Raw genomic sequence first — 25,687 nt, 5'->3', positions numbered from 1 at the left:
GATGGGTGTGCCCTCCCCCGCCCTGCGCAGCGGTCTGCCCCTCGTGGACGCCCTCGGCCCGACGCACGTCTCGCACGCCCCGGTCATCGAGTCCGCCGGGGCCCTCGTGTGGCGCGTGCGCGACGACGACCTGCAGGTCCGGCTCGTCCACCGGCCCCGCTACGACGACTGGTCGTGGCCCAAGGGCAAGCTCGACCCCGGCGAGACCTTCCAGGCCGCCGCGGCGCGCGAGGTCGCCGAGGAGACGGGCAAGCCGGTCGTGCTGGGCGTCCCCCTGCCTGGCCTGCAGTACCTCACGCCCGAGGGCCGCGTGAAGCGCGTGCACTACTGGGCCGCGCGCCGGGCGTCACGGCGGTCCGACGTCGGTGCGCTCGCCGCGCGCGCCCCCGTCCCGCCGGTCTCTCCCCAGGAGATCGACCGCGCGGCGTGGCTCTCGGCCGACGACGCCGCGCAGCGCCTCACGCGACAGGCCGACCGCGCCCCGCTCGAGGCGCTCGTGCGCGAGCGCGAGGAGGGCCGGCTGGCGACGCACGTCGTCGTCATCGCGCGGCACGGCAAGGCCGTCGCGCGCTCGGCGTGGCACGGCGACGAGCAGGACCGGCCGCTCACCCCCGCGGGGCACGCCCAGGCCGTCGCCCTGGTGCCCGTGCTCGCGGCGTACGGGGTCGAGACCGTCGTGACGAGCCGCTGGGACCGGTGCGCGCAGACCATCGCGCCCTACGCCGGCGCGTCCGGGCTGGAGACCGTGAGCATCGACCACCTCACGGAGGCGCAGCACGAGCGCTCCCCCGCGCGCGTCGCGCGGACCGTCCGCGAGCTCCTCGAGGCCGAGCGGTCGTCGGTGCTGTGCACGCACCGGCCCGTGCTGCCCACCGTGCTTGACGTGCTCGGCCAGCACTCACGGCGGCCCGTCGCGAACGCGCTGCCGACGCACGACCCGTTCCTCGAGCCGGGCGAGATGATCGTCGCCCACGTCGCCCGCACGTCCAAGGGCCCGCGCGTCGTCGCGGCGGAGAAGGTCGCCCCGCCGCTGCACTGACCGCCCCCGACCGCACGGACGCGCGGCCCGGGCGTCACGTCCTGCGCGAGCAGGCTCAGAGCAGGATCGGGCTGAGGATCCAGTAGACGACGGCCGCGACGAGCGCGGCGGCGGGGATCGTCAGCACCCACGCGGCGCCGATGTTCTTGGCGACGCCCCAGCGCACCGCGGACAGGCGCTTGGTCGCGCCGACGCCCATGATCGCCGAGGTGATGGTGTGCGTCGTCGAGACGGGCGCGTGGAAGATGAACGCGTTGGCGTAGAGCACGACGGCGGACACCGACTCGGCGACGAAGCCGCGCGCCGGGTCGAGCTCGATGATCTTGCGGCCCAGCGTGCGCATGATGCGCCACCCGCCGGCGTAGGTGCCGAGCGAGATCGCGGTCGCCGCGGAGAGCTTGACCCACAGCGGGATCGTGTTGTCGTCCTGGAACCCGCCCGCGACGAGCGCCAGCACGATGACGCCCATCGTCTTCTGCGCGTCCTGGAGGCCGTGCCCCAGGGCCATCGCCGCCGCCGACGCCGTCTGCGCGATGCGGAAGCGACGGAACGCCCGGGCGGGCGCCGCGTTCCGGAACACCCACAGCAGCAGCACCATGAGCGCGAACGCGAGGCCGAAGCCGATGAGCGGCGAGAAGACCATGGGCAGCACGACCTTGTCGAGGATCGCGTCCCAGTGGACCGTGATGCCCGACGCGATCCCGACGCCCGCGAGACCGCCGATGATCGCGTGCGTCGAGGACGACGGCAGCCCCAGCCACCACGTGATGAGGTTCCACGTGATCGCGCCGACGAGGCCGCACAGCACGATCACGAGGCCCTGATGGGGTGGGACGTCGTTGACCGCGACGATGTCCTCGGCGATGGTCTGCGCGACGGCCGTGCCCAGCAGGGCGCCGATGAGGTTGAACACCGCCGCCATGAGGAGCGCCGCACGCGGCGTGAGGGCCCTGGTCGAGACCGAGGTCGCGATGGCGTTCGCGGCGTCGTGGAACCCGTTGGTGTAGTCGAACGCCAGGGCGAACGCCACGACGACGACGACGAGCACTGCCTCCACGGGGCTCAGGACTCCTTGAGGGCGATGGTCTCGACCGTGTTCGCGACCTTCTCGAAGGCGTCGGCCGCCTGCTCGAGGACCTCCACGATCTCCTTGAGCTTCATGAGGAGGACCGGGTCGGACACGTCGTCGAACAGCTCGGCGAGCAGCTTGCGGTGGACCTTGTCCGCCTGGTTCTCCAGGCGGTTGACCTCGACCCAGTACTCGGGGAGGTCGTCCATGGAGCGCAGGCGCGGCATCGCCTCGGCCGTGAGCTCCGACGCGCGCTGGAGCACCTGGACCTGCTCGGACACGCGGGCCGGGAGCTCGTCCACCTTGTAGAGGACGATGAGGTCGGCCGCCTCCTCCATGTAGTCCATGCAGTCGTCGAGCGCCGACGCGAGCGCGTAGATGTCGTCCCGGTCGAACGGCGTGACGAACGTCTGGTTGAGGCGTCGCATGATCGAGTGCGTCGCGTCGTCCGCGAGGTGCTCCGTCTCGCTGAGCTGCTTCGCGAGCTGCTTGCGCGTCGGGCGGTCCGCGCCCAGCAGCTCCGCCAGGAGCGTGGACCCTGTGACCAGGTGCTGCGCCGAGGCGGCGAGAAGGTCGAAGAACGAGGTGTCGCGCGGTGTCAGGCGCAGGCGCACGGGAGGCTCCGGAAGGGACGCGGGGTAGGGGCTGAGCTGGCGTCGGCCACAGGGGCCGCTCGGCCGCCGGACAGGCCGGTCGGCCGGGGTGGTCACGATCTCGGGTCGGATGATCTCTGGATGAACGCACGTCGAACTCTCGTCAAATGTATCCGACGCGCGGCGCGATGCTGGAATCGTCGGGGCGAAGGTCCCGGATCCTCAGGACGCTCACAGCCCGTGCCCGGCGTCCTCGCCGGGGCTGCCACCCGTCCCGTGCGCGACGACGCGGGCGCGGCGGGCGGGGAAGGCGGGAGAAGTTGGCGACGCCGGACCGGGAGCGCCTCTCGGCGCGTGGCCGCTCGTAGCGGCTGAGTGTGGAGCCCGGGGCTACCGCGGCCCGGCGTCGTGAACCATCGTACGTGCCGGCCGGCCCCCGAGGTACCTCGCCGACCCCGTGTTCGCGCTCCGCGAGAACCCCACCCCCCGACGTGCGCACCACCCCCGGATCCCGCACCCTCCGCCCCCACCAGCCGAAGCAGACCCCCGGGAGATAGACCCCTGGTCGCGCGACCGGCGGTTTCCCTCGGGGGTTCAGTCGAGGCGGTCCGCGCGCCAGAGCTCGGCGGCGTGCTCGAGCTCCTGCGCGGTGCGCAGGAGCGACCCGGCGCCTCGGGTCGTGCGCAGCGCGCCGTCGGGGTCGGCGACCTCGCGCGCGTCGGCGTCGAACGCGGCGCCGGTGGCGAGGATGCGGCAGAACGACCCGGCCCGTTCGAGCGCGACGGCGAGGTCGCCGGTGAACACGCCGGAGAGCACCGCGTCGACGAGGTCGCGCACGTCCTGGGGGCCGGGTGGCCGGGGGACGCCGGCGATGGCCTCGTGGACGGGGGCGGCGTCGACCCCGAGGCGGTACCGCAGCGTCACCGTCTGCGGGTCGCGGCGGACCCACTCGCGCAGGACGTACAGCCGCCAGAGCGCACCTGGCAGGGAGTTCGGGGCGGCGTCGGACCACAGGCCGGCGACGACGTCGAGCCCCTCCGTCTCGACGAGGTGGACCAGTCGCTCGACGACCTCCGGGTCCTCGGTGTCGCGCGCACGGTGGACGATCGCGTGCGCGGTCGTGTGCGCGACCTGGTCGCGCAGCGCGGGGTCGAGCTCGCCGGGGAGCTCGTCGGCGTCGCGCGGGTCGAGCATCGCCGGGCGGCGGGGTCGTTGCGTGCGGTCGGCCCGACCCGGGTCGGGCCGGTCTGCGGGGGTGGCGGGGACGTCGTCGGGCACGCGCCCAGTGTCCACCCGGCGGCGGCCCGGTCGCACCGGGCGGGCGTCGCGCGACGCCTGCGACCCGCTCCGGACGAGGCCCCACGGAGGCGGGGGCCCGTTCACCGCGCCGCCGAAAGCACCCCGCCCTACAGTGACGAGAGGGGCCTCGACCGGCTCCAGGACGGAGCGGAGGACGAGATGTCGAGCAGCGACGCAGCAGGTCACGCGACCGTGAGCGCGCGCAGCGCGCACCGGAAGGCGATCGGCCTTGCCGTCGCCGCCGCCGTCGGCGGATTCCTCTTCGGCTTCGACAGCTCGGTCATCAACGGCGCCGTCGCGGCGATCGAGGGCCAGTTCGACCTCGACTCGGCGGTCACGGGGCTCGTCGTCGCGATCGCGCTCCTCGGCTGCGCGCTCGGCGCGTGGTCGGGCGGCCGGCTCGCCGACCGCTGGGGCCGCACGCGCGTCATGGTGTTCGGCGCGATCCTGTTCTTCGCCTCCTCGATCCTGTCCGCGATCGCGTGGTCGGCGTTCGACCTCGCGATCTGGCGCTTCATGGCGGGCGTCGGCATCGGCATCGCCTCCGTCATCGCCCCGGCGTACATCGCGGAGATCGCGCCGGCACGGCTGCGCGGCCGCATGGGGTCGCTGCAGCAGCTCGCGATCACGGTCGGCATCTTCGCGGCGCTGCTGTCCGACCAACTCCTCGCGGAGACGGCGGGCGGCGCCGCCAACGAGCTGTGGTTCGGGTGGGAGGCGTGGCGGTGGATGTTCCTCGTCTGCGTGATCCCGGCGGCGGTCTACGGAATCCTCGCGATGCGCATCCCCGAGTCCCCGCGCTACTTGGTGGCGAAGGGCCGCGACGACGAGGCGCGCGCCGTGCTGGAGTCGGTCCTCGGCCCGGACGAGGACGTCGACGACCGCATCGCGCAGATCCACCGCTCGATCGCGGTCGACGAGAAGAACGCCCAGGAGGGGACGCTCAAGGGTTCGACGTTCGCGCTCAAGCCGATCGTGTGGGTCGGCATCCTGCTGTCGGTGTTCCAGCAGTTCGTCGGGATCAACGTGATCTTCTACTACTCGACGACGCTGTGGCAGGCGGTCGGGTTCGACGAGAGCCAGTCGTTCCTCGTCTCGACGATCACGTCGGTGACGAACGTCGCGGTGACGTTCATCGCGATCGCGCTCGTGGACAAGGTGGGCCGTCGTCCGATCCTGCTCATCGGCTCGGCGGGCATGACGTTGTCGCTCGGCATCATGGCGCTCGCCTTCACGCAGTCCAGCGGGAGCGGCGACAACATCACGCTGCCGGACCCGTGGGGACCCATCGCCCTCGTCGCGGCGAACGCGTTCGTCGTGTTCTTCGGGGCGTCGTGGGGGCCGCTCGTCTGGGTGCTGCTGGGCGAGATGTTCCCGAACCGCATCCGCGCGGCCGCGCTCGGCGTCGCGGCCATGGCGCAGTGGCTCGCGAACTTCGCGATCACCCTGACGTTCCCGCCGATGCTGTCGGCGTTCGGCGCCTCGATCCCCTATCTCATGTATGCCGTCTTCGCGGCGCTGTCGTTCGTCTTCGTGTTCAGCAAGGTCCCGGAGACCAAGGGCATCGAGCTCGAGGACATGGGCGATGAGCGCGTGAGCCGCACGACGCACTGAGCCCTCCTGCCGAACCCTTGCTCCGCACAATGGTTGCTGAAAGCAACTGCGAGGCGTATGCTTGCCTGCAGCAACCAAGGAGTGCCCGTGCCCGTCATCACCCCCGCCGCGACCACCGCGGACCCTGAGCTCGCACCCGACCCGTCCCCCGCGGCAGGCCTCATCCGCGCGCTCGACGAGCTGGCCCGCGCCCAGCGCGAGTCGGCCGTCCGCATCGCGCGGGACCTCGACATCCCGCGCTCGTCGTTCGGTCTGCTCCGCATGCTCCAGCGGTGCGGTCCCGTCCAGCTCGGGGACGTCGCCGCGAAGCTCCGCGTCGACCTCTCCGTGGCCAGCCGCCAGGTGAGCCACCTGGTCGACGAGGGCCTCGTCCGCCGCACCGTGGACGACGACGACCGGCGCGCCCGGACCGTCGAGCTCACCGACGCGGGGCGCGGGCTCGTCCTGCGGGCGTACGAGCACATCGACGCCCTCGCCGCCACGACGTTCGCCGAGTGGCGCGACGAGGAGATCGTCGAGGCCACGCGCCAGATCGAGCGCGTGGCGTCCGCGGTCGTCGCCGGCCACGCCGCACCCCGTACGACCGGGTGACCGACGGCGCTCGGCGGCACCACCGCCGTCGGGCACGTCCCCCGACCGCCGACCGCGCCGCCGCGCGGACCGGCCACCAGACCACCTGACACCGCCCCACGACACGCCGGCCCTCCGACACGGCCCCGTGAGCAAGGAACCTCAGCGCCTCATGACCAGCACCACCCCAGAACGCACCGCCCCGCCCGGCGGCGCCGAGTCGTCCATGACCCGTCGCGAGGTCATGGAGTCCCTCTCCGGGATCCTCCTCGGCATGTTCGTCGCGATCCTCGCGAGCTCGATCGTCTCGAGCTCGCTCCCCAAGATCGTCAGCGACCTCGACGGCTCGCAGTCGTCGTACACCTGGGTCGTCACGTCGACCCTGCTCGCCATGACGATCTCGACCCCGATCTGGGGCAAGCTCGCCGACCTCACCAACCGCAAGGTCCTCATCCAGATCGCGCTCGTCGTCGCGGTCGTGTCCTCCGCGCTCGCCGGCCTGTCGCAGAACGTCGGGACGCTCATCGCGCTCCGCGCGTTCCAGGGCATCGGCGCGGGTGGCCTCATGGCGCTCGCCACCGTGCTCATCACGGACATCATCTCGCCGCGCGAGCGCGGCAAGTTCATGGGCCTCATGGGCGGCATCATGGCCGTCAGCCAGATCGGCGGACCGCTCCTGGGCGGTGTCCTCACCGACGCCGTGAGCTGGCGCCTCAACTTCTTCGTCGGGCTCCCGTTCGCGATCGCCGCGATCATCGTGCTCCAGCGCACGCTGCACCTGCCGAAGGCCGCGCGCCGCGTCGTGCGCATCGACTACTGGGGCGCGATCCTCATCAGCGCCGGCGTGTCCTCGCTCCTGCTGTGGGTGACGTTCGCCGGGCAGAACTTCGAGTGGCTCTCGTGGCAGACGTTCGCCATGGTCGGCGGGGCTGTCCTCGCGCTCGTCGGTGCCGTGCTCGTCGAGCGCGTGACCCCCGAGCCGCTCATCCCGCTGCACCTCTTCAAGAACCGCACGTTCGTCCTCGCGGTCGTCGCCTCGGTCGCCGTGGGCGTCGCGATGTTCGGCACCGCCGTGTTCCTCAGCCAGTACATGCAGGTGGCGCGCGGCAAGACCCCGACCGAGTCGGGCCTCCTGACGGTCCCGATGATCATCGGCACGTTCGTCGCGTCGACCCTGTTCGGCCAGCTCATCACGCGGTACGGCCGTTACAAGGCCTTCATGGTCACGGGTGGCGCGGTCCTCGTGGCGTCGCTGTTCGCCCTGTCGACGATCGACTACCACACGAGCTTCACGCTCATCAGCGTCTACCTGTTCTTCCTCGGCGTCAGCATGGGCATGCTCATGCAGAACCTCGTGCTGGCCGTGCAGAACACGCTCGACGTCGACGAGATGGGTGCCGGCACCTCGACCGTCGCGTTCTTCCGCAGCCTCGGCGGCGCGATCGGCGTGTCCGTGCTGGGCGCGGTGCTCGCGACCAAGGTCACGACGTCGATCCAGGACGGCCTGACGAAGCTCGGCATCCCGGCCGACTCGATGGGCGGCGGCAACGCCGTGCCCGACGTCTCGACCCTGCCGGCGCCGATCAAGGACCTCGTCGAGAAGTCCTACGGCGACGGCATCGCCGAGATCTTCCTCGTCGCGGTGCCGCTCGCGCTGATCGCGCTGATCGCCGTGTCGTTCCTCAAGGAGGTGCCGCTCGGCACGAAGACCGGCCTGCAGGAGCGCCTCGAGAAGGAGGCGGCGCTCGCCGGCAGCGAGGCCCCGGTCGACGCAACCCCGGGCCGCGTGACCCTCGCCGAGGAGACGGAGTCGACGCTCCTCGAGGCCTTCGAGCCCGCGGGCGTGATCGACGACGAGCGGGCGGCACGCTCGCCCCGCTGACCAGCCCCGCGCGCCGAGTGCAGTGAACATGCGGTCTCGAATCGGTTCGAGGCCGCATGTTCCCTGCGTTCGGCGTGCTGGTCGCCCGTCCAGCGGGTGAGGTTTTCCGGACGAACGTGACCTCGTGCCGCATCGGGCGTCATGATGGGCGTGTGCCCGCCGACACCGCCCCGACCCGCACCGTTCCCGACGCCGAGCGCGCCACCGAGCCGGACGTCGCGTACGTCGACCTCGAACGCGAGCTGCGGGTCCTGCTGCGCCGTGGCGGGGCGGCGGCGACCGCCATGGCACGCCGGATCCACCCGGACCTCGAGGCGAGCGCCTACCCGCTGCTCGCGCACATCGCCGACCACCCGGGCGTCCGCGGCTCGGAGCTCGCCGCGCACTTCGGCGTCGGGCGGGCGACGATCTCGCGCCAGCTCAGCCGCCTCCACGCCCTGGGCCTCGTCGCGCGCGAGGTCGACCCCGACGACTCGCGCGGGCAGCTCATCACGCTCACGCCCGACGGCGAGACGCGGCTCCATGCCGCGCACAGCGGCCGGGTCACCTCGATCACCGAGGCGCTGGAGGGCTGGGACCGGCGCGACGTCGCGACGCTCGCGACGCTCCTGCACCGCTACTCCGAGGACGTCGTGCGCTGGTCCGCGAACCGGTGACGGCCCGCACCCCCGCGGCGTGACCGTGCCCGACGGCGTCCGTCCGGCCCGCGGCCTCGTCGCGCCCGCTCCCTCGCGGCCCCGGCGACGGCGCCGGCTCCTCGTCGCCCTCGCGCTCGGCCTGGTCGTGCTCGCGGGGCTCGTCGTCGCGACGCGCGTGCCCGACCCGTGGGGTGACGTCGGCGGTGACGTCCTGTACGCCGTCGCGACGTACGTCCTCGTGGTCCTCGTGCTCGCGCGCGTGCGCCCCGTCGTCGCGGGCGCCGTCGCGCTCGGCTGGTGCTGGGCGGTCGAGGCGCTGCAGGCGACGGGCCTGGCCGCGGCCGTGAACGACGCGGTCCCGCCCGCGGCGTGGCTGCTGGGCAGCACGTTCGCGGTGCGGGACCTGGTCTGCTATCTGGTGGGCGTCGGGATCGCGTGCGCGGTCGACGCGTGGGCCGGCGCCCGGTCGGCTACTGCTCGCCGGCCTCGAACGTCAGGCTGACCGAGTTCATGCAGAACCGGTCGCCCGTCGGGGTCTGGGGAGCGTCGTCGAACACGTGGCCCAGGTGCGACCCGCAGCGCGCGCAGCGCACCTCCGTGCGCACCATGCCGAGGCTGCGGTCGGTGAGGAGCTCGACGCGGTCGCCTGCGAGCGGGCTGAAGAAGCTCGGCCACCCGCAGTGCGAGTCGAACTTGGTGTCCGAGCGGAACAGCTCGTTGCCGCACGCCCGACACGCGTAGACGCCGACGCGCTTCTCGTCGAGCAGCTCGCCCGTCCAGGCGCGCTCCGTCCCCGCCTGCCGCAGCACGGCGAACTCCTGCGGTGACAGCTCGGCGCGCCACTCGTCGTCGGTCTTGACGACCTCGTAGGGCTGGTTCTCGTGGGTCTGGCTGGTCATGATCCACCTCCGACCATCCCAACCGCGCGCCCGGCCCCCGTGTTCCCACCGCCCCCCTCCGCTGTGGGCATGAAATGGGCCCGGTCTCGACGAGAAGACCGGGCCCATTTCATGCCCACAACAGGGTGGGTGACGAGTCAGCGCGGGCTGGACGTCGAGTACACCGTGCTCGAACCGCCGGCCGGGCGCTGCGCGCGGCCGCGGCCGCCGCGGCGGCGACCTGCGGACTGGCCCGTCGAGCCGTTGCCGGTGCCCGAGGCGCCGCGTCCGTCCCTGCCAGCGCCCTCCGGGCGACCCGCACCCGACGCGCGCTGGCCGCCCTGGCCGCGCTGCGCCGTCGTGCCCTGGCCGGCGCCCTGGGCCGCGGGACGACCGCCGCCCTGGCCGCCGCGGTTGCGGCGCGACGCGCGCGACCCGCCGTTGGTGGACGTGGTGCCGCGCTTCGCCTGCGTCTGCGGCGGCGTGATGTCCGCCGGGCGCACGTACTCCGCGACCTCGCCGACGAGGCCCTTGATCGTCGCGTCGCCGGGGGCGACGGGCTTCGGCTGGGCCGTGATCTTCGCCTTGCGCGTCAGGTCGCGCACGTCGCCGCGCTGCTCCGGGAGCATGACCGTGACGACGACGCCCTCCGACCCGGCGCGCGCGGTGCGACCCGAGCGGTGCAGGTACGCCTTGTGCTCGGCCGGCGGGTCGACGTGCACGACGAGCTCGACGTCGTCCACGTGGATGCCGCGCGCCGCGATGTCCGTCGCGACGAGCACCTTCACCGCGCCCGAGGAGAACGCCTCGAGGTTGCGCTCGCGCGCGCCCTGGCCGAGGTTGCCGTGCAGGTCGACGGCCGGGACGCCGTTCGCGGTGAGCTGCTTCGCGAGCTTCTTCGCCTGGTGCTTGGTCCGCATGAACAGCACGCGGCGGCCCGTGCCGGACGCGAGCTCGTGCACGATCTGCTTCTTCGCGTCCGCGTCGCGCACCGCGAGGATGTGGTGCGTCATCTGCGGGGGCGCCGCCGCGGCGTCGTCCACCGAGTGGCGCACCGGGTTGCTGAGGTAGCGCTTGACGAGCTGGTCCACGCCGTTGTCGAGCGTCGCGGAGAACAGCATGCGCTGACCCTGCTTGGGGGTCTTGTCCATGATGCGCTTCACGCCGGGCAGGAACCCGAGGTCGGCCATGTGGTCGGCCTCGTCGAGCACGGTGATCTCGACGGCGTCGAGCGTGAGCAGGCGCTGGTTGAGGAGGTCCTCGAGGCGGCCGGGGCACGCGATGACGATGTCCACGCCCTTGTCGAGCGCGGCGACCTGGCGCGACTGCGCGACGCCGCCGAAGATCGTCGTCGTCACGAGGCCGAGCGCCTTGGCGACCGGCTCCATCGTGGCGTTGATCTGGTTGGCGAGCTCGCGCGTCGGGCACAGCACGAGCGCGCGGGGGCGACGCGGCTGGCGCGACGACTTGGCCCACGACAGGCGCGAGACGGTCGGCAGCGAGAACGCGAGGGTCTTGCCGGAGCCCGTGCGGCCGCGGCCGAGGACGTCACGGCCCTTCAGCGAGTCGGGCAGCGTGGCGGTCTGGATGGGGAACGGGGAGTCGATGCCCTGGCGCGAGAGCTCGCGCACGACAGGGGTGGGCAGGCCGAAGTCGGCAAAGGAAGTCACAGGTGATGGGCCTCTCGGGGCTCAAGGTCGGGGTCCGCCGCACGCAATCCGGGGGGATCTCCACGACGCGGGGCGCGCGGGATCGCGCTGCCCTCGAACCTCCAGTGTCTCATGCCCGACGCCGCGGCACGGGTGAGGTGCGTCTCGTCGCGCCGTCCGCGGGCACAGCAGGCTGTGGTGGAATGGCGCGCGTGCCCGCGCTGACGTCCTCCTTCGCCGTAGCCCGAGCCGTGCTGTCCGACGGCGGCACCACCGCGGGCGGCGACGTCGCCTCCTCCGTGGGGGACGTCGTCGGGCAGGTGTGGCAGGCCGCGACGACGCCCGTCGCTCCCCCGTCGACCGCCGTCGTCGTCGCGATGGGCGCGCTCGCGCTGGCCGTCGTGCTCGTGACCCCGGTCTGGCGCGTCGCCCGGCACGTCGTGACGATCGCGCACGAGGCGGCGCACGCCCTCGCCGCGCTGCTCACAGGGCGCCGCCTGTCGGGCATCCGGCTGCACTCCGACACCTCCGGCCTCACCGTGTCGTCCGGCCGGCCGCGCGGGTTCGGCATGATCCTCACCGCGTTCATGGGCTACGTCGGCCCGGGCCTCATCGGGCTCGGGGCCGCCGCCCTCCTGCGCCAGGGCTACGCCGTCGGGCTGCTGTGGCTGCTCGTCGTGCTGCTCGCCCTCATGCTGCTGCAGATCCGCAACTGGTTCGGGCTGTGGTCCGTGCTCGTCACGGGCGCCGCCCTCGTGGGCGTGTCGTGGTGGGCGACGCCCGACGTGCAGAGCGCCGTCGCCTACGCCGTCACGTGGTTCCTGCTTCTCGGCGCGGTCCGGCCGGTGCTCGAGCTGCAGAGCGAGCGGTCGCGCGGACGGGCGGCGACCTCCGACGCCGACATCCTCGCGCGCCTCACGCACGTGCCCGGGCTGTTCTGGGTCGGGGTGTTCCTCGTCGTCACGCTGGGCGCCGCCGTGCTCGGCGGGTCGTGGATCGTGGGGCCGGCGGCCTGAGCCGACCTTCCCGGACACGACGACGGGCCGCCCGCCGGAGCGGACGGCCCGTCGTGCGACCAGAGACGCACCCGGAGGAGGAGGACGCGTCGTCGAGATCGTCCGGCGCGAACGCCGGGAGAACTGGTGGGTCAGCCCTGAGGAGTCAGGACGAACGCCGGGCCCTGCGCGTTCGGGTCCGTGTCGAGCGTGAGGTTCGCGAGGGTCGGGGCCGTGGCGGACTCCACGAACACCTTCGCCTCGCCGTCCTCGACGACCGTGTCGTCAGGCTGCGGGCTGGGCACGAGCGCGAGCTCGAAACTGCCCGCCTGGTCAGCGGACTCGGCGATCCGCAGACCGCCTCCCTCCGGGACACCGGCCTGGGTCTGCAGGTCGTGGACAGCGGTACGGGCGTTGTCGGTCAGGGTGAGCACGAGAGCTCCTCTCGTCGCCGGGCGGAACCCTGCGGGACACGTCCGTGCGGCCCACGCCTGGCCGGCGTGACCTGCCGTCGGTGCACCCTCCCGCGGGCCCCTCGGTCCACTCCACCGAAACAAGAACGGGCTCGACTCGCAAGCGAATCGCCCGATTCTCACCGAATTTCTCACGGAGCAAGACCGCGCGTGACAACGCCCGACGACGCGCGTAGGGTCCGCGCCCGAGCGCCCTCTACGCCGAGGTCGGCAGCTCCTGCCGAGATCGGCGATCCCGGTTGCCGATCTCGACCGGAGCTGCCGAACTTGACGCGAACTGCCGACCCAGGCACGCGGGTAGCCTGTGCCTGGGCGCCGGCGGCGTCCAGGGCCTCTAGCTCAATTGGCAGAGCTGCGGACTTTTAATCCGTAGGTTGTGGGTTCGAGCCCCACGGGGCCCACCAAGGACGTCCCAGATGGACGTCGCCGATCACGGACGCGTCCTTCCCGGCGCGACGGACGTCAGCGGATCGACGAGGACCCTGCGCCGCGTCAGCGGGCACGGCGACGGAGGACGACGTGCTCCGCGGTCACCAGGGCCGCGCACCCGAGGAGCACGAGCGCGACCGTCACCCAATTGGCCTGGACGCACGCGCCGGTCGCGTCGGACGACAGGGGGTTCAGTCCCCCGAGCGGCTCCTCGATGCACGTGTATCGCCGGCCGTCGTCGGTGACGTCGCGTGGTGCCGTGGTGACGAGCATCAGGACCAGGAGGAGCAGCGCGCTCGTGGCGGCAAGGAGGGCGCGGAACCGCTGACCCGGGGCGCCACGCTGCCGCACCGCCGGCCACACCGCGGCGGCCAGGAGTGCGAGGAACGCGCACAGCACGAGGATCGTGGACGGCATCGTGCCCGAGCGAATTGCGGGCCGGTGGCACGCACGGGTCGCCGCGCGGCGCGTGCGCCATGTGTTCATCCGCTGTTGGTTGTGCGCCGCGCCGTGGGGCCGGAACGTCGGGCCATGGCGATGGAGGACGAGGACCGCGAGATCGATGTCGTGGTCGAGCGGATCAGTGCGCGTTTCCCGGAGGTGCCGGTGGACGACGTCCGCGAGCAGGTGCTCGCAGAGCTCGGGCGGTACCAGACCCCGCACGTGCGCGACTTCGTCCCCGTCCTGGTGGAGAACGCCGTGTCGGACGTGCTGCGGTCGTGCAACCGTCCACCGCGCCCCGCGCGGAGGACGCCTCGACCGGACCGATGAGTCCGGGTGTGGGTGACCGTCGGTAGGTTCACCGGCGGGTCGAGCGGCCCGCCCCCGACGACGAGGAGCACGCATGTCCTTCCAGGCCTATCTCGACGCGGTCGAGGACAAGACCGGTCTCACCCCGCGCCAGCTCGTCGACCTGGCGCACGAGCGAGGGTTCGACGAGTCCACGAAGGCGACGCCGATCCTCGAGTGGCTCCAGGACGACTACGGGCTCGGTCGGGGCCACGGCATGGCGATCGTGCACGTCATCACCAAGGGCCCGCAGATCTCGTCGAAGCACGTGGGGTCCGACGGCACGCACCGCGACGAGTCCGACACCCTGTGGCTCGACGGCAAGGCGACCAAGCCAGCCTGACGCCCCGCGGACCCCGCGCGGGTCGCCCTGGCCGTGCCCCGCGCACCGGTGCCCGACGACGTCCCGCGAGCGGGCGGCATCGGGCACCGGTGCGTGCTGCCGGGTCAGGGACCGGGCGGCGTCAGAACGACCAGCGCTGGGCCGCGCTCTGGTTGCAGGTCCAGAGCTGGACCTTCTGGCCGTCGTGGAGCGGCGCCCCGCCCTGGGCGTCGAGGCACTTGCCGGACTGCGGGTTGCGCAGCGCCTGGGTGCCGGCGTCGTAGACCCACTTCTGGGCGCCCGTGCCGTTGCACGTGTAGATCCACACGACGGTGCCGTCCGCGGTCCCGCTGCGCGCGACGTCGAGGCACTTGCCCAGCGCGCGCACCGTCCCGTCGGACCCGCGCGTCCACTGCTGCGCCGCGTTGCCGCTGCAGCTCGCGAGCTGGACCTGGTTGGTGTCGGTCGGGTCGGCCCACGGCACGTCGAGGCACAGCGCGGTGCCGGCGCGGATCGTGCCGGTGCCGGTCGGCAGCCCGCCGCCCGGGTTCGGCTCCTCGGTGCCGCCGCCGTCGCCGATGGGCGTCGCGGTGCCCGTGAACGGGTCGAGCTTGATGTACGCAGCGGTCGGGTTGCCGTCGTGGACGAGCGACTCGTGCGCACCGACGTCGTCGAACGCGAACGCGTACGCCCTGCCGTTCGCCATCTGCTGGTGCGCGAGCTTGGCGTAGACGTTGGTCCGGGGGTCCTGGTAGAAGCCGGCGTTGCTGGTGTCGGGCTGGTTCGGGTTGGTCAGCGCCGTGGTGCGGATGAGCGCGGCGCACAGCGTGCGGGCGATGGGCCCGACGACGTGGTCGTTCGGCGCCTGGAGGTCCTTGTGGCACCCGTACACGCTCGACGCGTCGGGCTTCTTGAAGGCCGCCACCTCGGCCCCGGACCCGTTGCGGAAGCGGAACCAGTCGCCGTCGACCCGCCCGCGGAACTGCGTCCCGGGCTCGTGGGAGAACGGCGTGACGACCATGTCGCGCGTGCGGTAGGAGTTCCAGACCTCGGTGACGTACGAGTCGATCGAGGCCGAGGAGATCTTGCCGACGTCGATCCCGTGCGACGGGTTGAGCGCGCGCAGCCGGCTCCCGTCGGGCGCGCGCTGCACGAGCCCGCCCCACCCGGCGCCCTCCAGCGCCGTGTAGAAGGCTTCGTAGCCGTTCGGCTTGAGCATGCCCGTGCTGAGGACGTGCCCGTCGGACCGCTTCACCCCGACCTGGTACGGCGCGGACCAGTGGTCCACCTGCGTGCTGTTGATCCACAGCCCGCCGTCGTTGAGCGTGTACTCGGTCCAGTTGAAGAGGATGTTCCGGTTGGGGTCGGAGTCGTTCTGGACCGCGGGCTGGACGAGGCGCCCGTCGAGCACGATCTGGAACGACATCTTCTGGCCGTACGAGTAGTAGACGCGCCCGGACAGCTTGGGGAGCTGGATCGTCACGGACTGGCCGGGGCCGGGGCCCGCGATCGACGCGTCAGGTGCCGGGACGGGCACGGGCCCCACTCCGCCGGGCCACGGGTGGAACGTGCCGCCCGCGTCCGCCCAGCCGGCGACGCCGTCGCGCTCGCCGAGGACGTACAGGTAGATCGGCCCCTTGCCCGAGTCGTTGGTGATCGTGAGCGGGATGGTCGCCGGGACCGCGCTCGCGGGGGCCGCCGTACCGACGACCGCCCCGCTCACCGCGAGGACCGCCGCGCACAGCGCGGCCCACGCTCGTCTGCTTCTTCTCCGCCTGTCGAGATTCATGCCGGATCTGCTCCTTGTTCGGTTACTTCGTCGTCACCGCACTCGCCGGACCGGCCCGGCGACAGCGCCGTCCCACACCGGTGTGGGAGCGCTGCCACGACCGTAGCGGACCGCAGCCCCGGACGCCAGGGAGCGCTCCCCCAGCGCCGTCCGGGGGATCGCGACCTCAGGACCGGGCCGGCGCCTAGACTCGAACGAGTGCAGTGCCACCACTACGACGCCGGCCGGTGCCGGTCGTGCAGCCTCCTCGAGCTGGCGTACCCGGCGCAGCTGACCGGCAAGCAGGAGCACTGCGCCGACCTGCTCGCGCCGCTCGCGCCCGACCTGACCTGGCTGCCCACGGTCGAGTCCGCGGAGTCGGCCTTCCGCAACAAGGCGAAGATGGTCGTCACCGGCACGTCCGACGCCCCCGTTCTCGGCATCCTCGGTGAGGGCGGCGGCGTCGACCTCACCGACTGCCCGCTCTACCCGCCCGCCCTCCAGGCGTCGTTCCCCGCGTTCGCGGAGTTCGTGACCCGCGCGCGGCTCGTCCCCTACGACGTGCGCGCCCGCCGCGGCGAGCTCAAGTACGTGCTCGTCACGCTCTCCCCCGACGGCGACCTCATGGCGCGGTTCGTCCTGCGCTCCACCGAGTCGTTGCCCCGCATCCGCAAGCACCTGCCGAGCCTGCTCGACACTCTCCCCTCGCTCCGCGTCGTCTCGGTGAACCTCCACCCGGAGCACAAGGCCGTGGTCGAGGGCGAGACGGAGATCCTCCTCACGGACGCCGAGACGCTGCGCATGCGCGTCAACGGGATCGACCTGCACCTGCGCCCGCAGAGCTTCTTCCAGACCAACACCGACGTCGCCGCCGCGCTCTACCGCCAGGGGCGCGAGTGGGTGGACGACGCCGCGCCCGCCACGGTCTGGGACCTCTACTGCGGGGTGGGCGGGTTCGCGCTGCACGTCGCAGGGCCGGGCCGCGACGTCGTCGGCGTCGAGACGAGCGCCGAGGCCGTCGCGAGCGCGCGGCTCACCGCGCGCGACGCGGGCCTCGACCGCACGACGTTCCTCACCCAGGACGCGACGGCGTTCGCGCTGTCGCGGCAGGACGTGCCCGACCTCGTCGTCGTCAACCCGCCGCGACGCGGCATCGGGGAGACGCTCAGCACGTGGCTCGAGGAGTCCGGCGTCGGGCACGTCGTCTACTCGAGCTGCAACGCGACGTCGCTCGCGCGCGATCTCGCGCTCATGCCGTCGCTGCGCCCGCGCGCCGCCCGGGTGCTCGACATGTTCCCGCAGACGTCGCACTACGAGGTCGCGGTCCTGCTCGAGCGCGCCTGACCGCTCCGCTCGTACGGCTGCCGTTCACCCCGGCGCCGAGGTCGACCCGAGCGGCCGAGATCGACCCTCCGGAGGCCGATCTGGTGACGGGCGGGTCGATCTCGCGGTCAGGGTCGCTCTCCCGCGCGCCGGGCGGCCTCGACGGCGGAGGCCTCGAGCCGCTCCCGGTAGGCCGCCCACTCGGCGTCGTCGAGCGCGGGCAGGTTGCCCCGGCCGTCGCCCGCCGCGCCGTCGACGAGCTCACGCACGATGTCCGCGTGGCCGGCGTGGTGCGCCACCTCCGCGAGCACGTGCACGAGCACCTGGTGGAGCGTGACGTCGCGGTTCCCCGGGCGCCACCACGGCACGTGGCCGGGCGCGTCCAGGTCGAGCGACGCCACGGTCGCGTCGCACAGCTCCGACGACCGGCGGAAGAGCTCCAGGATCTCCTCCCGGCTCTCGTCCGCCGTGGCCCACATGTCGGCGTTCACCTCCGCGCCGTCGGCGAACCAGGGCAGCTCCAGGTCGTGCGTGCCGCCGAACGCCTCGTGCAGGTAGCCGAGCTGCACGCTGCCCACGTGCTTCACCAGGCCCAGGACGTTCGTGCCGGTGCGCGTGAGCGGACGGCGGACGTCGTACTCGCTCAGCCCCTCCGCCTTGGCGAGCAGCGCGTCGCGCTCCCTGCTCAAGTACCGCTGCAGCGTCGCCTTGGGGTCGTGGTCAGGTGCCGTCGGTGTGCTCATCCACCGGACGCTACCGACGCCCTCCGACGCCGGTGCCAGACTCGCCCCATGGGCACCGTGCACGCAGAGATCACCGACCGGCTGGCGGCGTTCGTCCTCGCGCAGCCGGTGTTCTTCGTCGGTACCGCCCCGCTCGCGGCGGACGGCCACGTCAACGTCTCGCCCAAGGGCATGGCGGGCACGTTCGCCGTGCTCTCGCCGCACCGCGTCGCCTACCTCGACTACACCGGGTCGGGCGCAGAGGCACCCGCGCACCTGCGGGAGAACGGCCGCATCGTGGTGATGTTCTGCGCGTTCGCAGGGCCGCCCAACATCGTCCGGTTCCACGGCACCGGCCGGTACGTCGAGGCCGGGAGCGCGGAGTTCGACGCGCTGCGCGGGCACTTCGCCAAGACGGAGACCGCCGGGCAGCGCGGCGTCGTCGTCGTGGACGTCACGCGCGTCTCCGACTCGTGCGGGTTCTCCGTCCCGCACCTCGAGCTCGTCGAGGACCGCGACCTGCTCGACCGCTGGGCCGGTCGCAAGACGCCCGAGCAGCTCGACGACTACCGGGTCACCAAGAACTCCACGAGCATCGACGGCCTCCCCGCGATCGGCGACCCTGGCGAACCTGTCAGCGCGTCGTCGCGGTCGAGCGCGACCACTCGCTGACACGTCGAGGGGCCCGTCACCTGTCAGGGGTCGCGGGCGTCGCGTCGAGGTAGGCCCGGCCGCGCGGGGAGAGGCGGTAGCCGACGTCCAGGCTCACGGTGAGGCCGAGCTCCTTGAGACGGCGCACGCGCACCTTGAAGTCGTCGCGCGCCATCCCGAGGCCGGCGGCGAGCTCGCGCGCGACGACCCCCTCGTTCGCCGCGACCAGCTCCAGGTACTGCCGGGTCCACGGCGCCGCGGCGGCGCGGTCCTTGCGGTCCAGTGCCGCGCGGATCTGCTCGACGGCGGCCGCGTCCAGGTCGGCGTCCTCGCGCAGCGCGACGCGCGGGTCGGGGCCCGCGAGCCGGATGCCCACGCGGTAGAGGTCGCCCTCGCGCGCGGCGCCCCGGGCGAGCACGCGCTCCGGGGAGTCCATCCCCGCGAGGCGCGCCTCGTCGTCGGACACGAGCGGCGCACCGTCCGCGCCGGTCGGCACGCGCTCGACCGACGTCACCTCGACGACCCCGACCCGCGTGCGCTGGAGCGTCCCCACCTTCACGCGCGGCGTCGTCCAGCGGCGGAACGCCAGCGTCACCGTCCCGTCCTGGAGGCCGCGCAGCGTGCGGGCGTCGAGGAGCACGCCTCCGAGCGTACGACGCCACCGCCCCGATCTCCCGAGGGAGAGCCCCGGTCACGCGAGGTAGAGACGTGGTCACGACCAGGGCTCTACCCCGGCGAACCAGGGCTCTACCTCGCCGCACCAGGGCTCTACCTCGGCAGGGTCGGGTCTCGGGGCCCTGGTCAGGCGAGCTCGGGGCGGCGGGCGACGGTGAGGACGTGGGTGTCGGGCCAGTCGACGGGCTCGCCGGTCGCGGCGTCGTGCAGCGCCGCGACGGGCGCGAGGGCGTGCTCGACGACCCACTCGTTGCGCCACGCGCCGCTGCCCGGCTCGAGCTCGAAGCCGGCGTCCGCGAGCAGGTCCGCCCACCGCGGGCCGCTGAGGTCGCAGAACCGCTCGTGGCACTCGGACAGCCAGTTGTCGACGTAGTCCTTGCGGGTCAGGAACTCCATCGCCTCGCGCAGCGTGAGCCGCCACGACCCGGGGCCCAGCCGCGCGGGCGCGAACGCGGCGCCGGACAGGCGCGGGAAGTCGTGCGCGAACTGGACCAGGCGCGCGTCGGTGGACAGCGCGCCGACCCACGCGGCGACGTCCGCGCGCGCGAGGCGGTCGAGGTCGACCCGCGCCCCGCCGGGCCCGTCCCCGGTGGCCGCTGCGCCGTCGTCGGTCCGCAGGGTGAGCACGACGACGCGGTCCGGCTCGGCCGGGCCGCACACGTCGGAGTTGATCCACACCCCGCCGGGCCTGGTGTGGGCGTGGACGCGGCGCGCGAACGTCTCGACGTCGCGCACGCCGTCCCCGTACGACGAGACCTCGTGCGTGAGGGCGATCGTGAGGGTCGTGTCGACGGTCGCGTCGGGCATCACGGACCGGTCGAGGATGTTCGCCTGCACGAACCACACGTGCGGGTTCGCGAACGCGCCCTGGGCCTTCTTGTGCTCGGCCTCGGCGACGAGGTGCCGCGCGACGTCGACCCCGAACAGGTCGGACTCGTGCAGGCGCGGCTCGCGCGCGACGTGCTCCAGGAGGCCGCCGGTCGCGCAGCCGATGTCGACGATCCGCCCGGGCCGCACGTGGGGCGCCACCTGGGCCCACTTGCGCGCGGACGCGTCCTCGAACGCGGCGGCGTAGGTGCGGTAGTCGCGCGTCGAGGTGAGGTCGCCGTCGCCCGAGACGACGGGGTCGGCGAAGATCCGCCGCACGTCCTCGACGAACCGGTAGCGCGCGTAGAACTCGGGCACGGCCGGGTGCGCGACCTCCCGCCAGCCCTCGTCCCCCGCGGCGATCTGCTCGACGACGTCCCACGGCCGGGCGGGGAGCTCCCCGCCCGGCTCGGCGGCGTCGAGCTCGACCCCCGCGACGCGGTAGCCGAGCGCGCGGTACGCGTCCACGAGCGCCGGCGTCGAGCAGGCGACGACGGTGTCGGCGGGGTCGGGCGCGACGCCCGTCGCCGTCGCGACGCTCGTCACGACGAGCTGCGCGAACCGGTCGTCGGGCGCGACGTCCGGCACCGGCACGACGACGGACGCGAGCCCCTCGCGCGTCGTCACGTTCTCGACGAGCGCCTCGCGCCGGTGTCCCGGCAGCGGGTTGCGGCGGGTGCCCGCGTGGTTCGCGGACGTGACGACCCACACGACCTCGACGTCCGGGGCGCACCGGACACGGCGCCCGTCGAGGTCGCGGACGAGCCCGGCGCGCAGCGCCCGGAGGTAGTCGACCTGGTAGCGCGTGACGACGTGGTGGCGCCCCGGGAAGAGGACGCGACGGACCGGCCGACGGACCGGCGGAGCGGCAGGAGGGTGCACCCGCACACCGTGCGGCGTGGCGCCGCCCCGGTGCAACCTGTCTCACGTCTCGGTCCGCGTCGACGACGCGTGTTCGCTCTCCGTGAAGGCCCCGGACCGGAGAACCCGCTGGTTGCCGGGGCGCACGCGCGTGAGCGCTCCCCGGTCCGGCCGTCCTGGACGCCCGTCCACGATGCGGAGCACAGGGGACGTATGGGACGGTGTTCGCGATGTTCTGGATCGTGGCAGGGGCTGTGCTCGTCGTGTCCGGCCTCGCGATCGCCGCGACGGCCGCCCGCGGCGCGCGCCGAGCCGGTTCCACCGGGGCGAACGGGATCGCGATCGCGGTCGGCGGCGGCCTCGTGATCTGGGGCGCGATCGCCCTGACCGTCGGGCTCCTCACGCAGGACTGAGCGCCGCCTCCCGGGCGTCGACGACCTCCGCCCCGGTCACCGCCCCGGAGAGCCCGCGCCGTCCGCGCGTGAACGGGACCGCGGCGACCGACACCACGGCGAACAGCCACGCGACCGGCGCGGCCACGTCGCCCACCACCGCGAGCGCCGCCGGGACGTCCGTCGGCAGGTCGGCGAGCAGGCCCAGCGCTCCCCACAGCGCGCCCCCGGCTGCCGCGCGGGCGACGCGCTGCGCCGTCGTGCCGGGCCGGCCCGCCCAGCGCGGCGCGAGCCACACGGTCCGTTGCCCCCAGGACGCGCCGCTGCCGAGGAACGTCGGCACGACGAACACGAGCGCGAACGGGACGAGCGTGCCGAGCAGCCACTGCGCCCAGTCCGTCCCGTCGGGCAGCGGACGCCCGAGCAGGAGGAGCACCGTGCGGTAGCCCACCTGGAGCACCACCCCGAGCGCGGTGACGAGCAGCGCGTCGAGCAGCATCCCCAGCCAGCGGCGCCACACCGTCACGGGTCGCGCCTCGTCCCGGCGCGCCTCGAGCTCCGCGGCGCGCGGCATCCACCGCAGCACGAGCGGCGCTGCGAGCGCCCCGAGGAACGCGCCGAGCGTGTTGGTCAGGACGTCGTCGACGTCGGCGACGCGGTACGAGCACGGGATGAGCCCGAAGATCCCGGTGTACTGGGTGGTCTCGACGAGCACCGACGCGGCCAGCCCGGAGAGCGTCGCGACGACGACGCCGCGCCCCAGGTAGCGCCGCACGAGCAGCCCCCACGGGACGAACAGGACGACGTTGAACACGACCTGGAGCACGGCCGCGCTGCGCAGGGTCGCGCCGGGGCCGAGGCCCGCGGTGTCGCGCCGGATGTCGGCCAGGGAGTGGAACGGCACGTGCTCCGCCCCCGCGACGCCGTACCGGGCGCACCACTCGGCGAGATCCCCGCTCGGCAGCGGCAGGAGCGTGTACGCGACGAGGGCCACCCCGTAGACGGCGACGGCCGCGGCCCCGACCAGGCGGCGGCCGCTGAGCCCGCCGTACCGGCGCGACTGCCACGCGAGGGCGGGCACGAGGAACGCCGCGAAGAGGAGCGCGCCGCCGATCACGCCGACGTACGCCGGCCACGTCCAGCGGTCGATCACGCGAGGCTCCCACGAGGCTCGGGGGCGGGCCGGCGTGCGCGGGTGCGGGTCGTGGTCACGGGCTCCAGTATCGCGGCGGCTCCCGCGGCACCGCGCTCCGGCGCCTGCCTCCGCACCTCGCTCCGCCCCCCGGACGAGCGCCGACGACGACCGGCCCCGCCGGTGAGGACCTTCGGCGCGGCGTGGGGAAGGACCCCGGCCTACCGTGGAGGTGCGGTCGGTCGCCACGGCCCGCCGAGGGACCACCGAGGACCGGTCCGGGACCGCCCGCCGCGCACCGACCGGTGCGCGCGGCCCGACGGACGAGGTGAGGACGATGAAGGCGGCGCGGTACCACGGCAAGGAAGACCTCCGGATCGAGGACGTCCCGGAGCCCGAGACCAGGCCGGGGACCGTGAAGATCCGGCCCGCGTGGACGGGCATCTGCGGGTCCGACCTGCACCTGTACCTCGAGGGCCCGTTCCCGCCCGCGCCGTCGGAGACCGAGCCGCACCCGCTGTCGGGCGAGACGCTGCCCGTCGTGTTCGGCCACGAGTTCTCCGGGGTCGTCGAGGAGCTCGGCGAGGGCGTCGACGGGCTCGCGGTCGGGGACGCCGTGGTGGTCGAGCCGTTCATGGTGTGCGGCGAGTGCCCGCCGTGCCGCGACGGCCTCTACAACGCGTGCGTGAAGATGGGGTTCATCGGGATCTCCGGCCGCGGCGGCGGGCTGTCCGAGCACATCGTCGTCGAGCGCCGCTGGGTGCACCCCGTGGGCGACGTCCCGCTGGACCAGGCCGCGCTGATCGAGCCGCTCGCGGTCGCGTACCACGGCGTCCGTCTGTCCGGGGCGCAGGCGGGCGACACCGTCCTCGTCGGCGGGGCGGGGCCGATCGGCCTGCTGACGTGCGCCGTGCTGCACGCGATCGGGGCGCGGACGATCGTCACGGAGGTGAGCGGGGCGCGCAAGGCCAAGGCGCTGGAGACGGGCGTGGCCGACGTCGTGCTCGACCCGCGCGAGGTCGACGTCGCCGCGCGCGTGCTCGAGCTCACCGACGGCCGCGGCGCGGACGTCGCGATCGAGTGCTCGGGCGCGCAGCCGGTGCTCGACACCCTGACGCACGCGCTCAAGGCGGGCGGGACGCTCCAGATCGTGGCGCTGTTCTCCGCGCCGCCGACGCTCGACGTCATGACGGTCCTGCTGCGCGAGCTGACCATCAAGGGCGCCATCGGGTACGCGGACGACCACCCCGCGGTCATCCGGCTCGTGCAGGAGGGCAAGGTCGACCTCGCCCCGTTCGTGACGAGCCGCATCGCCGTCGAGGACGTCGTGGAGAAGGGGTACCGCGAGCTCATCGACCACAAGGACGACCACGTGAAGATCGTCGTGTCGGTGTGAGACAGCGGCGCGCGGCCCCCACCGTCCCCGGGGGCCGCGGGCCGCGCTCGACCCGTGCTCGCCGACGCGCCGCGCTCGACCTGCGGTGCGCCGCCCGGCGTGCCACGGTGGAGGCTCACGAGGCCCCGGGAGGTGCCGCATGGACGTCCTCGCCGCCCACGGCGACGCGATCGGCGCGTTCGACGCGCTCGTCCGCCCGCTGCGCGACGACCAGTGGGCGCTGCGCACCCCGGACGCCGACTGGACGGTGCGCGACCTCGTCAACCACCTCACGGCCGAGCAGCTCTGGGCGCCCGAGCTGCTCGCCGGGCGGTGGATCGAGGACGTCGGCTCCGTCTTCGAGGGCGACGTGCTCGGCGACGACCCGGTCGACCGGTGGGTCGACGCGTCCGTCGAGGCCCGCGAGGCGTTCCTCGCGCCCGACGCCCTGGACCGCCGGGTGCACCTGTCCTACGGCGACGAGTCCGGCGCGGAGTACTGCGCCCAGATGACGTTCGACCTCGTGGTGCATGCCTGGGACCTGGCCCGCGCCGTCGGGGCGGACGAGACGGGCGAGCCCGCGCTGGTCGCGTGGGCGCTGCACTACGCGGAGTCCCGCTCGACGTTCCTCGAGCCGGGCCCGCTGTTCCGTGGCCCGCTCGACGTCGACGACGGCGCCGACGACCTCACGCACCTCCTCGCGCTCACAGGCCGCCGCCGCTGACGGTCGCACGCCGGGTGAACCTTCGCGGAACGGTCCGTCCCGCGGGTGGCCCGGCAGGACGGCGGCGCGGGTCGCGCGCGACACTGGCCCCATGCCCTCCACCGCCGCCGGTCGTCCCCCGGAGCAGCGCACGACGGCGCACCGCGCCCGCCTGCTCCGGCCCGCCGCGGACCGCGGGGGCCGCCCGCTCGTCGTGGGCCACCGCGGCAACTCGTCCGTGGCGCCGCAGAACACGCTCGCGGCGTTCGAGGCCGCGGCGCGCGCGGGCGTCGACGCGATCGAGCTCGACGTGCACCTCACGGCGGACCGGCAGGTCGTCGTGCTGCACGACGACGTCGTGGACGAGACGACGGACGGGACCGGCCGCGTGGACGGGCTCACGCTGGCCGAGGTGCGCGCTCTCGACGCCGGGTCGTCGTTCTCGCGCGCGTTCGCGGGCCAGCGCGTCCCGACGTTCGCGGAGGTCGCGCGGTTCGCCGTCGCGCACCCGGGTGTCGGGATCCTCGTCGAGCTCAAGGGCGTCTGGTCGGTCGAGGACGTCCTGCTCGTGACCAAGCAGGTCGACGACGCCGGGCTCGCGGACCGGGTGCTCGTCCAGTCGTTCTGCCCCCCCACGGTCGCCGCGCTGCGCGACGCCGCGGGGCACCTCGACCGGGCGCTGCTGCTCGCGCTGCACCCGGACAGCCTCGCCGAGCTCGTCGAGGTGTGCGCGGACCTGGGGGTCGTGGCCTGCAACCCGGAGGTCGCGCTCCTCGCGCACGAGCCAGGACTCGTGGACACGCTCCACGACGCGGGACTGCGCGTGCACGTGTGGACCGCGAACACGACGGACGAGTGGGACGACCTCCTCGTGCGGGGCGTCGACGGCGTCATGACCGACCGGCCGGACCGGCTCGTCGGCTGGCTCGACGCCCGGTTCGAGGACCCTCGACGGGTGAGCCTGGCGCCGCGCCCCTAG

General features: G+C 73.6%; 27 protein-coding genes and 1 tRNA gene. 16 read left to right on the top strand and 12 right to left on the bottom strand.

Annotated elements, in window-relative coordinates:
• Nucleotide 1: 1 nt before the first annotated feature.
• Entirely contained in the window at nucleotides 2-1,039 is a 1,038-nt protein-coding gene (locus tag ACZ402_RS01650) for an NUDIX hydrolase (RefSeq protein ID WP_375822527.1), read from the top strand.
• A 55-nt stretch (nucleotides 1,040-1,094) separates the two neighbouring features.
• Here the strand turns inward: ACZ402_RS01650 and ACZ402_RS01645 are convergent, their stop codons facing one another.
• The 3 genes from ACZ402_RS01645 to ACZ402_RS01635 form a co-directional block, all read right to left on the bottom strand.
• Nucleotides 1,095-2,096, bottom strand: a complete 1,002-nt coding sequence (locus tag ACZ402_RS01645; RefSeq protein WP_375822528.1) for an inorganic phosphate transporter — start codon at nucleotides 2,094-2,096, stop codon at nucleotides 1,095-1,097.
• A gap of 5 nt (nucleotides 2,097-2,101) precedes the next feature.
• Entirely contained in the window at nucleotides 2,102-2,722 is a 621-nt protein-coding gene (locus ACZ402_RS01640) for a DUF47 domain-containing protein (RefSeq protein ID WP_021482999.1), read from the bottom strand.
• Between the two features lie 573 nt (nucleotides 2,723-3,295).
• Entirely contained in the window at nucleotides 3,296-3,895 is a 600-nt protein-coding gene (locus tag ACZ402_RS01635) for a hypothetical protein (protein ID WP_253055328.1), read from the bottom strand.
• Between the two features lie 264 nt (nucleotides 3,896-4,159).
• Between ACZ402_RS01635 and ACZ402_RS01630 the strand changes: the two genes are divergently transcribed.
• The 5 genes from ACZ402_RS01630 (at nucleotide 4,160) to ACZ402_RS01610 (ending at nucleotide 9,206) form a co-directional block, all read left to right on the top strand.
• Nucleotides 4,160-5,614 (top strand): sugar porter family MFS transporter, encoded by a 1,455-nt coding sequence (locus ACZ402_RS01630; RefSeq protein ID WP_375822529.1) that lies wholly within the window; start codon nucleotides 4,160-4,162, stop codon nucleotides 5,612-5,614.
• 87 nt (nucleotides 5,615-5,701) lie between these two features.
• Nucleotides 5,702-6,205 (top strand): MarR family winged helix-turn-helix transcriptional regulator, encoded by a 504-nt coding sequence (locus tag ACZ402_RS01625; RefSeq protein WP_375822530.1) that lies wholly within the window; start codon nucleotides 5,702-5,704, stop codon nucleotides 6,203-6,205.
• A 151-nt stretch (nucleotides 6,206-6,356) separates the two neighbouring features.
• Nucleotides 6,357-8,066 carry an MDR family MFS transporter gene (locus ACZ402_RS01620; RefSeq protein WP_375822531.1) on the top strand — a complete coding sequence of 570 codons (1,710 nt, stop codon included), beginning with the start codon at nucleotides 6,357-6,359 and terminating at the stop codon, nucleotides 8,064-8,066.
• Nucleotides 8,067-8,218: 152 nt separating this feature from the next.
• Entirely contained in the window at nucleotides 8,219-8,722 is a 504-nt protein-coding gene (locus tag ACZ402_RS01615; protein WP_375822532.1) for a MarR family winged helix-turn-helix transcriptional regulator, read from the top strand.
• Nucleotides 8,723-8,741: 19 nt separating this feature from the next.
• Nucleotides 8,742-9,206 carry a ribosomal maturation YjgA family protein gene (locus tag ACZ402_RS01610; RefSeq protein ID WP_375822533.1) on the top strand — a complete coding sequence of 155 codons (465 nt, stop codon included), beginning with the start codon at nucleotides 8,742-8,744 and terminating at the stop codon, nucleotides 9,204-9,206.
• Here the strand turns inward: ACZ402_RS01610 and msrB are convergent.
• Both msrB and ACZ402_RS01600 read right to left on the bottom strand, forming a co-directional pair.
• On the bottom strand, nucleotides 9,175-9,603 hold the full coding sequence (gene msrB / locus ACZ402_RS01605; protein WP_375822534.1) for a peptide-methionine (R)-S-oxide reductase MsrB: 429 nt from the start codon (nucleotides 9,601-9,603) through the stop codon (nucleotides 9,175-9,177). The genes ACZ402_RS01610 and msrB overlap by 32 nt on opposite strands.
• A gap of 137 nt (nucleotides 9,604-9,740) precedes the next feature.
• Complete coding sequence (locus tag ACZ402_RS01600; RefSeq protein ID WP_375822535.1) at nucleotides 9,741-11,252, bottom strand: DEAD/DEAH box helicase; 1,512 nt, start codon at nucleotides 11,250-11,252, stop codon at nucleotides 9,741-9,743.
• A gap of 278 nt (nucleotides 11,253-11,530) precedes the next feature.
• On the opposite strand from ACZ402_RS01600, the gene ACZ402_RS01595 reads away from it, so the two are divergent.
• Nucleotides 11,531-12,247 carry a M50 family metallopeptidase gene (locus ACZ402_RS01595; protein ID WP_375822765.1) on the top strand — a complete coding sequence of 239 codons (717 nt, stop codon included), beginning with the start codon at nucleotides 11,531-11,533 and terminating at the stop codon, nucleotides 12,245-12,247.
• 131 nt (nucleotides 12,248-12,378) lie between these two features.
• On the opposite strand, the gene ACZ402_RS01590 is transcribed toward ACZ402_RS01595, so the two are convergent.
• Complete coding sequence (locus tag ACZ402_RS01590) at nucleotides 12,379-12,660, bottom strand: HesB/IscA family protein (protein ID WP_375822536.1); 282 nt, start codon at nucleotides 12,658-12,660, stop codon at nucleotides 12,379-12,381.
• A gap of 367 nt (nucleotides 12,661-13,027) precedes the next feature.
• Here ACZ402_RS01590 and ACZ402_RS01585 point away from each other — a divergent pair.
• Nucleotides 13,028-13,103: transfer RNA gene (locus tag ACZ402_RS01585), tRNA-Lys, on the top strand.
• An 88-nt stretch (nucleotides 13,104-13,191) separates the two neighbouring features.
• On the opposite strand, the gene ACZ402_RS01580 is transcribed toward ACZ402_RS01585, so the two are convergent.
• The gene (locus tag ACZ402_RS01580; protein ID WP_375822537.1) at nucleotides 13,192-13,545 is read right to left on the bottom strand and encodes a hypothetical protein; all 354 of its coding nucleotides are present in this window, start codon (nucleotides 13,543-13,545) and stop codon (nucleotides 13,192-13,194) included.
• A gap of 114 nt (nucleotides 13,546-13,659) precedes the next feature.
• On the opposite strand from ACZ402_RS01580, the gene ACZ402_RS01575 reads away from it, so the two are divergent.
• Complete coding sequence (locus ACZ402_RS01575; RefSeq protein ID WP_375822538.1) at nucleotides 13,660-13,899, top strand: three-helix bundle dimerization domain-containing protein; 240 nt, start codon at nucleotides 13,660-13,662, stop codon at nucleotides 13,897-13,899.
• A 73-nt stretch (nucleotides 13,900-13,972) separates the two neighbouring features.
• On the top strand, nucleotides 13,973-14,260 hold the full coding sequence (locus ACZ402_RS01570; protein WP_375822539.1) for a DUF4287 domain-containing protein: 288 nt from the start codon (nucleotides 13,973-13,975) through the stop codon (nucleotides 14,258-14,260).
• A 121-nt stretch (nucleotides 14,261-14,381) separates the two neighbouring features.
• On the opposite strand, the gene ACZ402_RS01565 is transcribed toward ACZ402_RS01570, so the two are convergent.
• A complete protein-coding gene (locus ACZ402_RS01565) occupies nucleotides 14,382-16,028 on the bottom strand; it encodes a glycoside hydrolase family 64 protein (RefSeq protein ID WP_375822540.1) in 1,647 nt (548 codons plus the stop codon).
• A 198-nt stretch (nucleotides 16,029-16,226) separates the two neighbouring features.
• On the opposite strand from ACZ402_RS01565, the gene rlmC reads away from it, so the two are divergent.
• A complete protein-coding gene (gene rlmC, locus ACZ402_RS01560) occupies nucleotides 16,227-17,351 on the top strand; it encodes a 23S rRNA (uracil(747)-C(5))-methyltransferase RlmC (protein ID WP_375822541.1) in 1,125 nt (374 codons plus the stop codon).
• Between the two features lie 107 nt (nucleotides 17,352-17,458).
• Here rlmC and ACZ402_RS01555 read toward each other — a convergent pair whose 3' ends face one another.
• Nucleotides 17,459-18,073, bottom strand: coding sequence for a DinB family protein (locus ACZ402_RS01555; protein ID WP_375822542.1), 615 nt, complete (start codon nucleotides 18,071-18,073; stop codon nucleotides 17,459-17,461).
• Nucleotides 18,074-18,121: 48 nt separating this feature from the next.
• Here ACZ402_RS01555 and ACZ402_RS01550 point away from each other — a divergent pair, with 48 nt between their 5' ends.
• Nucleotides 18,122-18,724, top strand: coding sequence for a pyridoxamine 5'-phosphate oxidase family protein (locus tag ACZ402_RS01550; protein ID WP_375822543.1), 603 nt, complete (start codon nucleotides 18,122-18,124; stop codon nucleotides 18,722-18,724).
• Between the two features lie 16 nt (nucleotides 18,725-18,740).
• On the opposite strand, the gene ACZ402_RS01545 is transcribed toward ACZ402_RS01550, so the two are convergent.
• Both ACZ402_RS01545 and ACZ402_RS01540 read right to left on the bottom strand, forming a co-directional pair.
• Nucleotides 18,741-19,343: an ASCH domain-containing protein gene (locus ACZ402_RS01545; protein ID WP_375822544.1), complete on the bottom strand. Its 603-nt coding sequence runs from the start codon at nucleotides 19,341-19,343 to the stop codon at nucleotides 18,741-18,743.
• 161 nt (nucleotides 19,344-19,504) lie between these two features.
• Nucleotides 19,505-21,127 (bottom strand): class I SAM-dependent methyltransferase, encoded by a 1,623-nt coding sequence (locus ACZ402_RS01540; RefSeq protein ID WP_375822545.1) that lies wholly within the window; start codon nucleotides 21,125-21,127, stop codon nucleotides 19,505-19,507.
• Between the two features lie 209 nt (nucleotides 21,128-21,336).
• Here ACZ402_RS01540 and ACZ402_RS01535 point away from each other — a divergent pair, with 209 nt between their 5' ends.
• Nucleotides 21,337-21,519, top strand: coding sequence for a hypothetical protein (locus ACZ402_RS01535; RefSeq protein WP_375822546.1), 183 nt, complete (start codon nucleotides 21,337-21,339; stop codon nucleotides 21,517-21,519).
• On the opposite strand, the gene ACZ402_RS01530 is transcribed toward ACZ402_RS01535, so the two are convergent.
• Complete coding sequence (locus ACZ402_RS01530) at nucleotides 21,506-22,651, bottom strand: VanZ family protein (protein ID WP_375822547.1); 1,146 nt, start codon at nucleotides 22,649-22,651, stop codon at nucleotides 21,506-21,508. The genes ACZ402_RS01535 and ACZ402_RS01530 overlap by 14 nt on opposite strands.
• 316 nt (nucleotides 22,652-22,967) lie before the next feature.
• On the opposite strand from ACZ402_RS01530, the gene ACZ402_RS01525 reads away from it, so the two are divergent.
• The 3 genes from ACZ402_RS01525 to ACZ402_RS01515 all read left to right on the top strand — a co-directional run bounded on the left by ACZ402_RS01525 (nucleotide 22,968) and on the right by ACZ402_RS01515 (nucleotide 25,687).
• Complete coding sequence (locus tag ACZ402_RS01525; protein WP_375822548.1) at nucleotides 22,968-24,026, top strand: 2,3-butanediol dehydrogenase; 1,059 nt, start codon at nucleotides 22,968-22,970, stop codon at nucleotides 24,024-24,026.
• Nucleotides 24,027-24,165: 139 nt separating this feature from the next.
• Entirely contained in the window at nucleotides 24,166-24,729 is a 564-nt protein-coding gene (locus ACZ402_RS01520; RefSeq protein ID WP_375822549.1) for a TIGR03086 family metal-binding protein, read from the top strand.
• A 91-nt stretch (nucleotides 24,730-24,820) separates the two neighbouring features.
• On the top strand, nucleotides 24,821-25,687 hold the full coding sequence (locus ACZ402_RS01515; protein ID WP_375822550.1) for a glycerophosphodiester phosphodiesterase: 867 nt from the start codon (nucleotides 24,821-24,823) through the stop codon (nucleotides 25,685-25,687).

The sequence above is a fragment of the Cellulosimicrobium sp. NPDC030954 genome (genome assembly GCF_055571305.1).
Note: the sequence above shows the minus strand (reverse complement) of the source record. Positions and strands in the feature narration are given on the sequence as shown.

Excerpts from the sequence above, each read along its gene's own strand:
- ACZ402_RS01650 (WP_375822527.1), top strand. The coding sequence starts at position 2 with ATGGGTGTGCCCTCCCCCGCCCTGCGCAGCGGTCTGCCCCTCGTGGAC.
- ACZ402_RS01635 (WP_253055328.1), bottom strand. The coding sequence starts at position 3,895 with ATGCTCGACCCGCGCGACGCCGACGAGCTCCCCGGCGAGCTCGACCCC.
- ACZ402_RS01630 (WP_375822529.1), top strand. The coding sequence starts at position 4,160 with ATGTCGAGCAGCGACGCAGCAGGTCACGCGACCGTGAGCGCGCGCAGC.
- ACZ402_RS01620 (WP_375822531.1), top strand. The coding sequence starts at position 6,357 with ATGACCAGCACCACCCCAGAACGCACCGCCCCGCCCGGCGGCGCCGAG.
- msrB (WP_375822534.1), bottom strand. The coding sequence starts at position 9,603 with ATGACCAGCCAGACCCACGAGAACCAGCCCTACGAGGTCGTCAAGACC.
- ACZ402_RS01580 (WP_375822537.1), bottom strand. The coding sequence starts at position 13,545 with ATGCCGTCCACGATCCTCGTGCTGTGCGCGTTCCTCGCACTCCTGGCC.
- ACZ402_RS01575 (WP_375822538.1), top strand. The coding sequence starts at position 13,660 with ATGGCGATGGAGGACGAGGACCGCGAGATCGATGTCGTGGTCGAGCGG.
- ACZ402_RS01570 (WP_375822539.1), top strand. The coding sequence starts at position 13,973 with ATGTCCTTCCAGGCCTATCTCGACGCGGTCGAGGACAAGACCGGTCTC.
- ACZ402_RS01565 (WP_375822540.1), bottom strand. The coding sequence starts at position 16,028 with ATGAATCTCGACAGGCGGAGAAGAAGCAGACGAGCGTGGGCCGCGCTG.
- ACZ402_RS01555 (WP_375822542.1), bottom strand. The coding sequence starts at position 18,073 with ATGAGCACACCGACGGCACCTGACCACGACCCCAAGGCGACGCTGCAG.
- ACZ402_RS01550 (WP_375822543.1), top strand. The coding sequence starts at position 18,122 with ATGGGCACCGTGCACGCAGAGATCACCGACCGGCTGGCGGCGTTCGTC.
- ACZ402_RS01535 (WP_375822546.1), top strand. The coding sequence starts at position 21,337 with ATGTTCTGGATCGTGGCAGGGGCTGTGCTCGTCGTGTCCGGCCTCGCG.
- ACZ402_RS01525 (WP_375822548.1), top strand. The coding sequence starts at position 22,968 with ATGAAGGCGGCGCGGTACCACGGCAAGGAAGACCTCCGGATCGAGGAC.
- ACZ402_RS01520 (WP_375822549.1), top strand. The coding sequence starts at position 24,166 with ATGGACGTCCTCGCCGCCCACGGCGACGCGATCGGCGCGTTCGACGCG.
- ACZ402_RS01515 (WP_375822550.1), top strand. The coding sequence starts at position 24,821 with ATGCCCTCCACCGCCGCCGGTCGTCCCCCGGAGCAGCGCACGACGGCG.